Source organism: Enterobacter sp. SCRI0065 (assembly GCF_059766475.1).
This window is the reverse complement of sequence record NZ_JCBAJB010000001.1, coordinates 1027667-1040846: the sequence shown is the minus strand read 5'-3', so window position 1 is coordinate 1040846 and position 13180 is coordinate 1027667. Positions and strand designations below refer to the sequence as shown.

The 13180-nt window shown below is 54.5% G+C and carries 11 protein-coding genes; 8 read left to right on the top strand and 3 right to left on the bottom strand.

Annotated features, from left to right (window positions below; genetic code table 11):
- Positions 1-52: 52 nt before the first annotated feature.
- A complete protein-coding gene (gene ppsA / locus AC6EMZ_RS05055; protein WP_498401305.1) occupies positions 53-2431 on the bottom strand; it encodes a phosphoenolpyruvate synthase in 2379 nt (792 codons plus the stop codon).
- Between the two features lie 335 nt (positions 2432-2766).
- On the opposite strand from ppsA, the gene ppsR reads away from it, so the two are divergent.
- The 8 genes from ppsR to AC6EMZ_RS05015 all read left to right on the top strand — a co-directional run bounded on the left by ppsR (position 2767) and on the right by AC6EMZ_RS05015 (position 10869).
- Positions 2767-3600 (top strand): posphoenolpyruvate synthetase regulatory kinase/phosphorylase PpsR, encoded by an 834-nt coding sequence (gene ppsR, locus AC6EMZ_RS05050; RefSeq protein ID WP_498401304.1) that lies wholly within the window; start codon positions 2767-2769, stop codon positions 3598-3600.
- Between the two features lie 151 nt (positions 3601-3751).
- Positions 3752-4798: a 3-deoxy-7-phosphoheptulonate synthase AroH gene (gene aroH, locus AC6EMZ_RS05045; protein WP_498401303.1), complete on the top strand. Its 1047-nt coding sequence runs from the start codon at positions 3752-3754 to the stop codon at positions 4796-4798.
- A 171-nt stretch (positions 4799-4969) separates the two neighbouring features.
- Positions 4970-5152, top strand: a complete 183-nt coding sequence (hemP, locus tag AC6EMZ_RS05040; RefSeq protein WP_498401302.1) for a hemin uptake protein HemP — start codon at positions 4970-4972, stop codon at positions 5150-5152.
- A gap of 75 nt (positions 5153-5227) precedes the next feature.
- Positions 5228-7210 (top strand): TonB-dependent hemoglobin/transferrin/lactoferrin family receptor, encoded by a 1983-nt coding sequence (locus AC6EMZ_RS05035; RefSeq protein ID WP_498401301.1) that lies wholly within the window; start codon positions 5228-5230, stop codon positions 7208-7210.
- 48 nt (positions 7211-7258) lie between these two features.
- Positions 7259-8287, top strand: coding sequence for a hematinate-forming heme oxygenase ChuS (gene chuS, locus AC6EMZ_RS05030; RefSeq protein ID WP_498401300.1), 1029 nt, complete (start codon positions 7259-7261; stop codon positions 8285-8287).
- Entirely contained in the window at positions 8284-9105 is an 822-nt protein-coding gene (locus AC6EMZ_RS05025) for a heme/hemin ABC transporter substrate-binding protein (protein ID WP_498401299.1), read from the top strand. Before chuS ends, AC6EMZ_RS05025 begins: the two co-directional genes overlap by 4 nt.
- A complete protein-coding gene (locus AC6EMZ_RS05020; protein WP_498401298.1) occupies positions 9105-10097 on the top strand; it encodes a FecCD family ABC transporter permease in 993 nt (330 codons plus the stop codon). The genes AC6EMZ_RS05025 and AC6EMZ_RS05020 overlap by 1 nt, the downstream gene beginning before the upstream one ends.
- Positions 10090-10869, top strand: a complete 780-nt coding sequence (locus AC6EMZ_RS05015; protein ID WP_498401297.1) for a heme ABC transporter ATP-binding protein — start codon at positions 10090-10092, stop codon at positions 10867-10869. The genes AC6EMZ_RS05020 and AC6EMZ_RS05015 overlap by 8 nt, the downstream gene beginning before the upstream one ends.
- Here the strand turns inward: AC6EMZ_RS05015 and selO are convergent.
- Together selO and AC6EMZ_RS05005 are read right to left on the bottom strand one after the other, a co-directional pair.
- Entirely contained in the window at positions 10866-12308 is a 1443-nt protein-coding gene (selO, locus tag AC6EMZ_RS05010) for a protein adenylyltransferase SelO (protein ID WP_498401296.1), read from the bottom strand. The genes AC6EMZ_RS05015 and selO overlap by 4 nt on opposite strands.
- Before the next feature lie 61 nt (positions 12309-12369).
- Positions 12370-13083: an EAL domain-containing protein gene (locus AC6EMZ_RS05005; RefSeq protein ID WP_498401295.1), complete on the bottom strand. Its 714-nt coding sequence runs from the start codon at positions 13081-13083 to the stop codon at positions 12370-12372.
- Positions 13084-13180 lie beyond the last annotated feature (97 nt).

The following is a 13180-nucleotide window of genomic DNA, read 5'->3' as shown; positions in this document are numbered from 1 at the left end:
AAACCACCTCACTCCCACCATCATATTAGTCAGGAGTGAGGTTTACTCAGATTTACTTATTCAGTTCCGCCAGGCTCAGCCAGGTTTGCACCACGGTATCTGGGTTCAGAGATAAACTATCAATCCCTTCTTCCATCAGCCATGCGGCAAAATCTTCATGGTCGGACGGACCCTGACCGCAAATCCCAACGTATTTGCCCTGTTTCTTCGCGGCGCGGATAGACATCGACAGCAGCGCTTTCACCGCGTCGTTACGTTCATCGAACAGCTCGGAAACCACGCCAGAGTCGCGATCCAGACCCAGCGTGAGCTGCGTCATATCGTTGGAGCCGATAGAGAAGCCATCGAAGTGTTCCAGGAACTGCTCTGCCAGCAGGGCATTGGATGGGATCTCACACATCATGATGATTTTAAGCCCGTTCTCGCCGCGCTTCAGACCCTGACGAGCTAACTCCTCGACCACCGCTTTCGCCTGGTCCACGGTACGGACGAACGGTACCATGATCTCCACGTTAGTCAGACCCATCTCGTTGCGCACGCGTTTTACGGCGTCACATTCGAGCGCAAAGCAGTCGCGGAAGCTGTCAGCAACGTAGCGTCCGGCTCCACGGAAGCCCAGCATCGGGTTTTCTTCTTCCGGTTCGTAGCGCTCACCACCGACCAGGTTCGCGTATTCGTTGGACTTAAAGTCCGATAGACGCACGATGACTCGTTTCGGGTAGAACGCCGCACCCAGCGTGGCGATCCCTTCGGTAAGGCGACCGACATAGAACTCTTTCGGTGAGTCGTAGCCCTTCATCATTTCGCGAATTTCTTTCTGAATCGCGGCATCCTGGTCGTCAAACTCCAGCAGCGCGCGAGGATGCACCCCGATCATACGGTTGATGATGAATTCCAGACGCGCCAGACCGACGCCCTCGTTTGGCAGACAGGCGAAATCAAACGCCCGATCCGGGTTACCGACGTTCATCATGATCTTCAGCGGCAGATCGGGCATGGTGTCTACGCTGGAGCTTTTCACGCTAAAGTCGAGGATATCGGCGTAAACATAACCGGTATCACCTTCAGCGCAGGAGACCGTGACTTTCTCGTCTTCCTTCATCCGTTCGGTCGCATCGCCACAGCCGACCACGGCGGGAATGCCCAGTTCACGGGCGATGATCGCCGCGTGACAGGTACGGCCGCCACGGTTTGTGACAATCGCGGCCGCTTTTTTCATGATCGGTTCCCAGTCCGGGTCGGTCATGTCGGTGACCAGCACGTCGCCCGGCTGAATGCGGTGCATTTCGCTGATATCGTGAATCACTTTCACCGCACCCGCGCCGATGCGATGACCGATGGCGCGACCTTCCGCCACGATTTTACCCTGCGCATGCAACGTGTAACGCTCCATGACCTGACCACGAGAACGGACGGTTTCCGGACGTGCCTGCACGATGAACAGCTTACCGGTATGGCCATCTTTCGCCCACTCGATATCCATGGGGCGGCCGTAGTGTTTCTCAATCTGCACCGCCTGCTTCGCCAGTTCCTGCACTTCGGCATCGGTCAGCGAGAAGTGATCGCGTTGTTCCTGCGGCACATCCTCAATAGTGACCTGTTTACCGTGCTCCTGGTTCGGGGCATAAATCATGCGGATTTTTTTCGAGCCCATCGTGCGACGAACAATCGACGGACGATTGGCCGCCAGCGTCGGCTTGTGCACGTAGAATTCATCAGGATTAACCGCGCCCTGTACGACCATTTCACCCAGACCCCATGCGGAGGTGATGAACACCACCTGGTCAAATCCGGATTCAGTATCAATGGAGAACATCACGCCGGAGGAGGCAACGTCGGAACGCACCATACGCTGCACGCCAGCAGAAAGCGCGACGCCGCGATGGTCATAGCCCTGGTGCACACGATAGGAAATCGCACGGTCGTTGAACAATGAAGCAAACACATGCTTCACCGCCACCAGCACCGCGTCATAGCCCTGCACGTTGAGGAAGGTTTCCTGTTGGCCCGCAAAAGAGGCGTCCGGCATGTCTTCTGCCGTTGCTGAAGAGCGCACGGCAAACGAGGCGTCAGCATCATCGGCAGAAAGCTGGTTGTAGGCTTCGTGAATCGCTTTTTCCAGTTCCGGCTGGAAAGGTGTGTCGATAATCCACTGGCGGATCTGGGTACCGGCTTTGGAAAGCTCGGTGACATCGTCGATGTCCGTTTTGTCCAGCAGGTCATAAATGCGCTGGTTTACACCGCTCTGGTCTAAAAAATAGTTAAACGCATCGGCGGTTGTGGCAAACCCATTCGGCACGGAAACACCCATACCGGACAGATTTGTAATCATTTCACCCAGGGAGGCATTTTTGCCTCCAACTCTGTCTACATCATTCATGCCGAGTTGGTTATACCAAAGCACCAGCGGTGACGAGCCATTGTTGGACATCGAAACAATCCTTTTGTGATATTTGATCGGAGTAAGAAACACCTGACTTCGTATTTATACTGGCATATTTATGCCCAGCAAAAAAACGGTGAATCGTGTAAGCACTTTTATTTTTCGACTTTTCGGACACTTTCCCATCAGTGCCTAACTCGATGATTCCTATAGATTCCTCTAAAAACCCTCAAACTAAAGCGACTATTCGAAAAATGAAATCCACTTTTCATTAAAATTAAAAACACCATTTCATTTATAATTAAGATAAGTTCTTTGCTGTGGTTTTTACTTTTTTAATTTATGCTTTCAGTCAATTAGCTACAATATTCAGGGTGGATAAAATGGATAATGCTGTCGATCGCCACGTTTTTTATATTTCTGATGGTACGGCAATCACCGCCGAAGTCCTCGGCCATGCGGTCATGTCGCAATTCCCGGTGGCGATAAACAGCATCACGCTGCCGTTTGTGGAAAACGAAAGCCGCGCTAAAGCGGTCAAAGAGCAAATTGATGCCATTTATCAACAAAGCGGCGTGCGACCGTTGGTGTTTTATTCCATTGTTATTCCCGAAATTCGCACCATTATTTTGCAAAGTGAAGGGTTCTGTCAGGATATCGTCCAGGCGCTGGTTGCCCCGTTACAGGGCGAGTTAAAGCTGGACCCCACGCCAATTGCCCATCGAACACACGGCCTTAATCCAGGTAACCTGATTAAATACGACGCGCGTATCGCCGCGATTGATTACACCCTCGCCCACGATGATGGCATTTCAATGCGTAATCTCGATCAGGCACAGGTGATATTGCTGGGCGTCTCACGCTGCGGTAAAACCCCGACCAGCCTCTACCTGGCGATGCAGTTTGGTATTCGGGCGGCAAACTACCCCTTTATTGCCGATGATATGGATAATCTTATACTGCCTGCGGCGCTGAAACCGTTGCAGCACAAGCTGTTTGGTCTGACCATTAATCCGGAGCGACTTGCCGCCATTCGTGAAGAGCGTCGTGAAAACAGCCGCTACGCCTCAATGCGCCAGTGCCGGATGGAAGTCTCTGAAGTCGAGGCCTTATACCGTAAAAACCAGATCCCCTGGCTCAACAGTACCAACTATTCCGTTGAGGAAATCGCCACTAAGATCCTCGACATCATGGGGCTGAACCGTCGTATGTACTAATATGCTAGTACGATAATTCATTTTCAGTTATGATCGCTTTCACTCTCGGGGCCGCATTGCCCCGAACTTGAAATCAGCAGGGATTGGTTTAAGGTGATGCCCATCACTTCCGGTAGTCTGCCGATGAAGCAAAAAATTTCTGAGACATTCCATGAATAAAACCGATGAACTTCGCACGGCGCGTATCGAAAGCCTGGTCACGCCCGCAGAACTGGCGCAGCGGCATCCTGTTTCCGCGAGCGTTGCGGAACATGTGACCGCATCCCGCCGTCGCATTGAAAAAATCCTCAACGGTGAAGATCGCCGTTTGTTGGTGGTTATTGGGCCATGCTCCATTCACGATCTCGATGCTGCAATGGACTATGCGAAGCGCCTTAAGGTGTTGCGCGATAAGCATCAGGACCGCCTTGAAATCGTGATGCGTACCTATTTTGAGAAGCCACGCACCGTGGTGGGCTGGAAAGGATTAATTTCCGATCCGGATTTGAACGGTAGCTATCGCGTGAATCACGGGATTGAGCTGGCGCGCAAGCTGTTACTTCAGGTCAACGAGCTTGGCGTCCCGACCGCGACGGAATTCCTTGATATGGTGACCGGGCAATTTATTGCCGATCTGATCAGCTGGGGCGCGATTGGCGCACGTACCACCGAAAGCCAGATCCATCGCGAGATGGCCTCTGCGCTCTCCTGCCCGGTCGGCTTTAAGAATGGCACCGACGGGAATACGCATATCGCCGTAGACGCCATTCGTGCCGCACGCGCCAGCCATATGTTCCTCTCGCCGGATAAAAACGGCCAGATGACCATCTATCAAACCAGCGGTAACCCTTTCGGGCATATCATTATGCGCGGCGGCAAAAAGCCGAACTATCATGCAGAGGACATCGCTGCTGCCTGCGATACGTTGCATGAGTTCGACCTGCCGGAGCATCTGGTGGTGGACTTCAGCCACGGCAATTGCCAGAAACAGCACCGCCGTCAACTGGACGTTTGCGACGAAATCTGCCAGCAGATCCGCAGTGGTTCAACAGCCGTTGCCGGGATCATGGCAGAAAGCTTCCTGAAGGAAGGCACGCAAAAAGTCGTCGCCGGGCAACCCATCACTTACGGCCAGTCGATTACTGACCCTTGTCTGAGTTGGGAAGATAGCGAACTGCTGCTGGATAAACTGGCGGCGGCGGTGGAGAGCCGATTTTAATTTAAATACCTGCCGGGCGGCGGTTTCGCCTTACCCGGCCTGTCGTTCGCAGTTCATACCGAATCCCCAAATTTGATCCCGTCACAATATTTTCACAAAAATACTTGCCGTAATTTTCCAGTTTATTGATAATGATTATCATTGTTAAATTGATTGTCATTTATAAACATTATGTCACGTACGGATAACAGCGCGGCAACGCCAATAAAAACAAACACAATACCTGCTCCAGCCGATCGCCGCATTGACAGCAAAAGTCTGCTTGGCGACGAGGGACGGGTGATCATCGAGCATGACGGCCAACTGTATTTGCTGCGCCAGACACATGCCGGAAAACTCATTCTGACTAAATAAACACTTTATTCTTCGCCAGCCACCCAGGTCATCCCCAGGCAGCCAGCACTTTCGATTTCCACATGGAGAGTTGCTATGCCATACCTGCATTCCGCGCCATTGCGCCCATCCCTGCTGGCGCTGGCGATTGTCAGCGCCCTACCTGCCGCCGCCTTTGCTGCTGACGATATTACCGTCACCGCGACGGGCAACGCCCGCAGCGCCTTTGAAGCACCGATGATGGTAAGCGTCATTGAGGCGACCGACCCTGAAAACCAAACCGCCAGCTCTGCCGCCGATCTTCTGCGTAGGGTACCGGGGATCACCCTGGATGGCTCCGGGCGGACTAATGGGCAGGATGTGAATCTGCGTGGTTACGATCGCCGCGGGGTGTTGATTCTGGTTGACGGTGTTCGTCAGGGAACCGATACCGGCCACCTTAACAGCACATTTCTCGATCCGGCATTGATCAAGCGTATCGAGGTGGTACGCGGTCCTTCTGCCTTGCTGTACGGCAGCGGCGCACTGGGCGGCGTGATTTCCTACGATACGGTCGATGCGAAGGATTTGCTCGACGTGGGTAAAAACAGCGGGTTCCGCGTATTTGGCACCGGTGCCACGGGCGATCACAGCATTGGCATGGGAGCCAGCGCCTTTGGTCGCACCGATACGCTGGATGGTCTGTTGTCTTGGTCCAGCCGCGATCGCGGTGATTTACGTCAAAGTGACGGCAGCACCGCGCCAAACGACGAGTCCATTAGCAATATGCTGGCGAAAGGAAGCTGGAAGATCGATAGCGCCCAGACGCTGGGCGGTTCATTGCGCTACTACAATAATGCATCGCAGGAACCTAAAAACCCGCAAACCATCGAGGCCTCGGACAGCAGCAATCCGATGACAGACCGTTCTACCATCCAGCGTGATGCTCAATTGACCTACGGTATCGCGCCAGAGGGCAACGACTGGCTGGACGCGGATGCAAAAGTCTACTGGTCCGAAGCGCGTATCAATGCGCAGAACGTTGATAACAGCGGAGAGTTCCGCAAGCAGACCACCACAGGCGCAAAAGTAGAAAACCGCACCCGTCTTTTCACTGATTCTTTCGCTTCTCACCTGCTGTCCTACGGCGGTGAATATTATCGCCAGGAGCAAAATCCAGGCGGTGCAACCACGGGCTTCCCGGACGCTAAAATCGACTTCAGTTCCGGCTGGTTGCAGGACGAAATCACCCTGCGCGATCTGCCGATCACCTTGCTTGGCGGCACGCGCTACGACAACTATCGCGGCAGCAGCGACGGCTACGACGATGTGGATGCAACCAGGTGGTCTTCGCGCGCGGGCTTAACCGTCAGTCCGACCGACTGGCTGATGCTGTTTGGATCTTACGCCCAGGCGTTCCGCGCCCCAACGATGGGCGAGATGTACAACGACGCTAAGCACTTCTCCATCGGGAGCTTCTACACCAACTACTGGGTACCAAACCCGAACTTGCGTCCAGAAACCAACGAAACGCAGGAAGTTGGTTTTGGCCTGCGCTTTGACGACCTGATGCTGGCTAACGATGCGCTGGAGTTCAAAGCGAGTTACTTCGATACCAAAGCGAAAGACTACATTTCTACCACGGTCGACTTTGCCGCCGCGACCACCATGTCCTATAACGTACCGAACGCCAAAATCTGGGGCTGGGACATGATGGCGAAATACTCTGCCGATCTGTTCAGCCTGGACATGGCCTATAACCGCACGCGTGGAAAAGATACCGATACCGGCGAGTTTATTTCCAGCATTAACCCGGACACCGTCACCAGCAAACTGAACGTACCGGTTGCGCAAAGCGGCTTCTCCGTAGGTTGGATCGGTACCTTTATGGATCGTTCGACGCACATCAGCAGCAGCTACAGCAAACAGCCGGGCTATGCGGTGAACGATTTTTACGTGAGCTATCAGGGCCAGGAGCAACTTAAAGGTGTCACGACTACGCTTGTGCTGGGCAACGCCTTCGACAAAGAGTACTGGTCACCGCAGGGCATCCCGCAGGATGGCCGCAACGGTAAGATTTTCGTGAGTTATCAGTGGTAATCCCCTTGCCCCGGTTCGCCGGGGCGCTGACATCTGGAAGGAAAAACAATGAATCACTACACACGCTGGCGTGAGCTTAAAGACGAAAACCCGGGTAAATATGCGCGTGACATCGCCGGGTTAATGAACATCAGCGAGGCTGAATTGACCTTCGCGCGCGTGGGTCACGATGCGTGGCGTTTGCGCGGCGACATTCGCGAGATCCTCGGCGCACTGGAAGCCGTCGGCGAAACCAAGTGTATTTGCCGTAATGAATATGCGGTTCATGAACAGGTCGGGACCTTTACCAATCAGCACCTTAACGGCCACGCTGGGCTGGTGCTCAATCCTCGCGCGCTGGATTTGCGCCTGTTTCTAAACCAGTGGGCAAGCGTATTTCACATCAGCGAAGCCACAGCGCGCGGCGAAAAACAGAGTATTCAATTCTTCGACCATCAGGGCGATGCGCTGCTGAAGGTCTACGCGACCGACAATACCGACCTTTCTGGCTGGGGCGAGGTGCTGACGCGCTTTATCATCGCCGATAATTCACCGCTGGAACTGAAAGCCGCAGAAGCCGTCACAAATGCGGACGCCGCCGATGCCGTGACGGTGGACAAAGAGTGGCGGGCCATGACCGATGTGCATCAGTTCTTTAGCCTGCTGAAACGCCACAACCTGAGCCGCCAGCAGGCATTCAGCCTGGTGGGCGATGACCTGGCCTGCAAGGTAGATAATAGTGCGCTGGCGCAGTTGCTGACGACCGCGCGTCAGGATGGCAACGAGATAATGGTTTTCGTGGGCAACCGCGGCTGTGTGCAGATTTTTACCGGCGTCATTGAAAAACTGGTTCCGATGAAGGGCTGGCTGAATATCTTCAATCCAACCTTTACCCTGCATCTGCTGGAAGAGACGGTTGCTGAAACCTGGGTCACGCGTAAACCAACGGCCGAGGGTCACGTTACCAGTCTTGAGCTCTTTGCGGCCGACGGGACACAGATTGCCCAACTGTACGGTCAGCGTACCGAAGGCGAACCCGAGCAGACGCAGTGGCGCGCGCAGATTGATGCCCTGACGCCAAAAGGGCTGGCCGCATGAGAACACTGCTTGCCCTGATTGCCGCATTGCCATTGGCTACCTTTGCTGCGCCGCAAGAAAAAATTGTGTCGTTGGGCGGTGACGTGACCGAGATAGTCTATGCCCTGGGCGCAGAATCGTCTCTGGTCGCCCGCGATAGCACTAGCCTCTGGCCACAACAGGTCTCTGCGCTGCCGGACGTAGGTTATTTACGCCAGCTCAACGCTGAAGGGATCCTGGCGATGCGTCCGACGCTGGTGCTGGCGAGTGCGCAAGCGCAGCCTTCGCTGGCGCTCAAACAGGTCGAGCAAAGCAACATCAAGGTGGTGACCGTTCCTGGCAGCCACGATCTCAGGGCGATCGACGAGAAGGTGCGCATCGTCGCGCTGGCAACCCATCGCGTGGAACAAGGTGAAACGTTGCGCACCGTCTTGCGTCAGGAAATAGCGAAGCTGCCTTCGCCGCCGCTGAACAAGCGTGTGTTGTTCATTCTTAGCCACGGCGGAATGAACGCAATGGCGGCTGGCCAGCAAACCGCGGCGGATGTCGCGATTCATGCAGCCGGATTGCAAAATGCGATGCAAGGCTTTTCGCGTTACCAGCCGCTGTCCCAGGAGGGCGTTATTGCCAGCCAGCCGGATCTGGTGGTGATTTCTCACGCTGGCGTAAAGGCGATGGGAGGAGAAGCAAACCTGTGGAAATTACCGGGGCTGGCGCAAACGCCAGCAGGTCGTCATCAGCAGGTACTCCTGATTGATGATATGGCCTTACTCGGTTTCAGTATTCGCACACCTCAGGCTATTCAGCAGTTGCGTGAGAAAGCGGAGCAACTCCCCTGATGTCCCGTCGCATCACCCTTTCGTTGTGGATGCTGGCATTGCTGCTGGCGCTGATGACGCTTCTGGCTACCGGTTTTGGCGCACTGCGTCTGCCGGTCAGCCTGCTGTGGAATCACAGCGATGGAGCACTACGGCAAATTTGGCTCACCATTCGGCTGCCGCGCGTGCTGCTGGCCCTGGTCATTGGCGGCTCGCTGGCGCTGGCGGGCTGCGTGATGCAGGGCCTTTTTCGCAATCCACTCGCCGATCCCGGTTTGCTTGGGATCAGCAGCGGGGCAGCGTGTGCCGTTGCGCTTTGGGTGGTGTTGCCGGTGTCGTTACCGGCGCTGTTGATGCTATACGCACCTATGCTGGCGGCCTTTCTCGGCGCTCTCGCCGCCACGGTGGTCATTTTTTTGCTCAGCCAGCAACGGAACGGGTCGTTGTCGCGCCTGCTTTTAGTCGGCATTGCAATTAATGCGCTATGTGGTGCGGCGGTGGGCGTTATGTCGTGGATCAGCAACGATGCCCAGCTCCGGCAGCTGTCGCTGTGGGGCATGGGCAGCCTGGGATCGGCACAGTGGTCAACGCTGCTGGCGGTCACTTCACTGATGATCCCAACGGTGTTGATTATCTGGCGTTTAGCCGCAGCGCTTAACCTGATGCAGCTAGGTGACGAAGAAGCCCATTATCTTGGCGTGGACGTTCGCGTGGTTCAACGCATTTTATTAGTGTGCAGCGCGCTGCTGGTCGCATCCGCCGTGGCCGTGAGCGGCGTCATCGGTTTTATTGGCCTGGTGGTACCGCATCTGATGCGCATGTGGCTGGGCTCGGATCATCGCGCGGCGATCCCCGGCTCGGTTCTGGCGGGCGCTTTTTTGCTGTTGATTGCCGACACAATTGCGCGGACGGTGGTCGCCCCCGCCGAAATGCCAGTGGGTCTGTTGACCAGTCTTCTTGGCGTACCGTGGTTCCTGTGGCTTATTTTCCGACAAGGTGGGCAACGTGGCTGAACAATTTTTCGCACAGGATCTGACGTATCACGCAGCTGGCAGAGCGGTAATTTGTGATGTGTCGCTGACTCTGTCAAAAGGGGAGCTGGTGGCGTTGATTGGCCCCAACGGTGCCGGTAAATCCACATTATTGCGGCTATTAACCGGCTTCCTTAAACCTGATTCTGGACGCTGTACGCTTGAGGGCAAACCTCTAGATAACTGGAACACGCAGACACTTTCGCGTCATCGCGCGGTTATGCGTCAGCAAACGCAGCTCGGTTTCGACTGGCAGGTTGAGGCCGTTATCGGCATGGGCCGTTCACCCTGGACTCAGCGGCCAGAATCATCGGTTATTTATCAGCTCATGCAGATGACGGGTTGCCTGCCGCTGGCAGGACGGCAATACGCCGCGCTTTCAGGCGGTGAACAGCAGCGCGTGCAGCTTGCCCGCGCCCTGGCGCAACTGTGGTGCGACGGCGGTCCGCGCGGCTGGCTTTTCCTGGATGAACCCACATCGGCGCTGGATCTCTACCACCAGCAGCATTTGCTACGATTGTTGAAATCCTTAACCTCGCAGGGAAATCTCCACGTTTGCGTAGTGCTGCACGATTTAAATCTGGCCGCGCTGTGGGCCGATCGAATCGTGCTGCTCCATGAAGGTTGCATTGTTTCGCAAGGTGCGCCGGAGAAAGTGTTACAGGCCGATGACCTGGCACGCTGGTACGGTGCTCAGGTTCACGTCGGCCTGCATCCTGCGCATCACACTCCGCAGGTTTTCCTTGCCCCTTAACTCGAACAACTCACCTCAAGCCGCTTACCCCAGTCCGGCGGACGGCTGACGTAGTCATCGTTGCGATCGGCAAAGGGCGTTATCAGCGCGGCATGCAGGCGATGCAGTTCAGCGTAATTGCCCTGCTCTGCCTCGCTAATCGCCCGCTGGGCCAGCCAGTTACGCAGCACCATTGCCGGATTAACCGCATTCATCTGCTCCTGGCGCGCGGCATCATCAATGCCTTCTTTCTGCAAACGTTCACGATAGGTCGCAAACCAGTTATCAAAGGCCTGTCTGTCGATAAACTCATCGCGCAGCGGCGAAGACGACATGTGTTGTTCAGTTTGGCCCAGCATACGGAAGGTGCGGGTATAGTCGCTACCCTCACCAGCCATCAGCGAGAATAGCCCATTCAGAATATCGTTATCGCCCTTCTCCTGCGTCACCAGACCAAGCTTACGACGCATCAGCTTGCCGTACGCTTGCAGCAGAACATCCTGATATAAATCTAACGCATCATTGAGCGCTTCTACGTCGATAAACGGCGATAAAGACTGTGCCAGACGCTGAAGATTCCACAGCCCCACGGCAGGCTGATTTTCGAAGCTATAACGCCCCTGGTAGTCCGAGTGGTTACAGATGTAACCCGGCTGAAAATCATCCAGAAAACCGTAAGGACCGTAATCCATGGTCAGCCCGAGAATGGACATGTTGTCAGTATTCATCACGCCATGAGCAAAGCCGACCGTTTGCCAACTGGCGATTAAGGACGCAGTACGCGTGACAACGTCACGGAACCAGAGGATGTACTTATCGGCATCGTCTTTCCACTGCGCCCAGTGGTGATTGATCACAAAGTCCGCCAGCTGGCGCACCTTATCCGGTTCGCGACGATAGTAGAAATGTTCAAAATGGCCAAAGCGTACGTGGCTTTGCGCAATGCGCATGAGCATTGCCCCCTGCTCCAGGGTTTCGCGCGCCACCTGCGTATCGCTGGTCACAATGGATAATGCGCGCGTGGTGGGGATCCCCAGCGCATGCATCGCTTCGGATGCCAGCGCTTCACGGATTGTCGAGCGTAAGACGGCGCGACCGTCACCCATACGCGAGTAGGGTGTCAGACCCGCGCCTTTCAGATGCCAGTCGACGGTTTGCCCGTTCGCGAGACGTTGTTCGCCCAGCAGGATCCCTCGACCATCGCCAAGTTGCCCGGCCCACGAGCCGAACTGATGCCCGCTGTAAACCTGTGCCAGCGGCTGCATACAGGGTAATAAGGCTTCGCCGCCCCATACGCCAGCGCCGCTGGACGGCTGGAACAATGTCGAAGGCACGCCTAGCTCATCCGCCAGGCCATTGTTTTGCCAGATTAAACGGGCATTGATTAGCGGTGTTGGGTTGAGCTCAGTATAAAAACCGGGTAGTTCATCATGCCAGTGGGCAGTAAAAGACAGGGTCATAAGTCCTCCTGTCTATAGTGTAGAGGGTTTACCCGTCGTTAAACACGGGTGAATACAAGGGTTATCCCTGAACCAGAGAAGTGACGCGTTCAGCCGTGACGGCGGACCACAGATTCCCCTGCATGGCACCAAAGTTGAAGAGTGAAACACGCTGTAAGATGTCTTCATCATCCACCCCGGCCACCATCACTGACAGGCAGTAAGGCGAGATTTGCGAAAGGATGGCGCGCATAAAGGGTTCAAATGAAAATTCGGTGACGCGCTGATGGATAAAGCCTTTGTCCATCATGACACGTTTGAACAGCCCATCGAAAATGGCTTTATTGGATGCCCCACCCGCACCGTAGTTGGCCAATACCATCGGGAACTGGATGGTCATCCTCGCCAACAACGGATCGTCTTTACCGTTATTTAAACCGGGAAAATTCTCATTAACAGTAAACTCAAGAAATGGATACCGATCTAATATTGAAACAACGTTCCCATCGGTTAATAGGAACTCTACTATTACCGGGGAAATATTTATCCAGGCGATAAGCTGATGCTGAATGAAGAAAAGTTTGCAGGCATCCAGCAATACCAGTTTTTCCTGGAACAGGGTTAACTCATCTTGCGTGGAAAGATGCGGAGTGACCAGTTCCGTGGGAATGCGGACGTCCGCGCCCACACTAACAAAGTTAGCTAAAATTTCTAAACCTTTTAACTCCCCAACACTATTTCTGGTAGGGAGTAATAACAGTTCAGATTGATAAGGATTATTCAGGCTGACAATCATAGCGCCCGCCCCACATTAATGATGATGTTTTGCATCCTGGAGCAATTGCTAAAACAATTCAACTTTATTGATTTTAATAAGATTAATTTCATTCTTT

Coding starts and splice junctions, on each gene's coding strand:
- ppsA (WP_498401305.1), bottom strand. CDS start 2,431: ATGTCCAACAATGGCTCGTCACCGCTGGTGCTTTGGTATAACCAACTC.
- ppsR (WP_498401304.1), top strand. CDS start 2,767: ATGGATAATGCTGTCGATCGCCACGTTTTTTATATTTCTGATGGTACG.
- aroH (WP_498401303.1), top strand. CDS start 3,752: ATGAATAAAACCGATGAACTTCGCACGGCGCGTATCGAAAGCCTGGTC.
- hemP (WP_498401302.1), top strand. CDS start 4,970: ATGTCACGTACGGATAACAGCGCGGCAACGCCAATAAAAACAAACACA.
- AC6EMZ_RS05035 (WP_498401301.1), top strand. CDS start 5,228: ATGCCATACCTGCATTCCGCGCCATTGCGCCCATCCCTGCTGGCGCTG.
- chuS (WP_498401300.1), top strand. CDS start 7,259: ATGAATCACTACACACGCTGGCGTGAGCTTAAAGACGAAAACCCGGGT.
- AC6EMZ_RS05025 (WP_498401299.1), top strand. CDS start 8,284: ATGAGAACACTGCTTGCCCTGATTGCCGCATTGCCATTGGCTACCTTT.
- AC6EMZ_RS05020 (WP_498401298.1), top strand. CDS start 9,105: ATGTCCCGTCGCATCACCCTTTCGTTGTGGATGCTGGCATTGCTGCTG.
- selO (WP_498401296.1), bottom strand. CDS start 12,308: ATGACCCTGTCTTTTACTGCCCACTGGCATGATGAACTACCCGGTTTT.
- AC6EMZ_RS05005 (WP_498401295.1), bottom strand. CDS start 13,083: ATGATTGTCAGCCTGAATAATCCTTATCAATCTGAACTGTTATTACTC.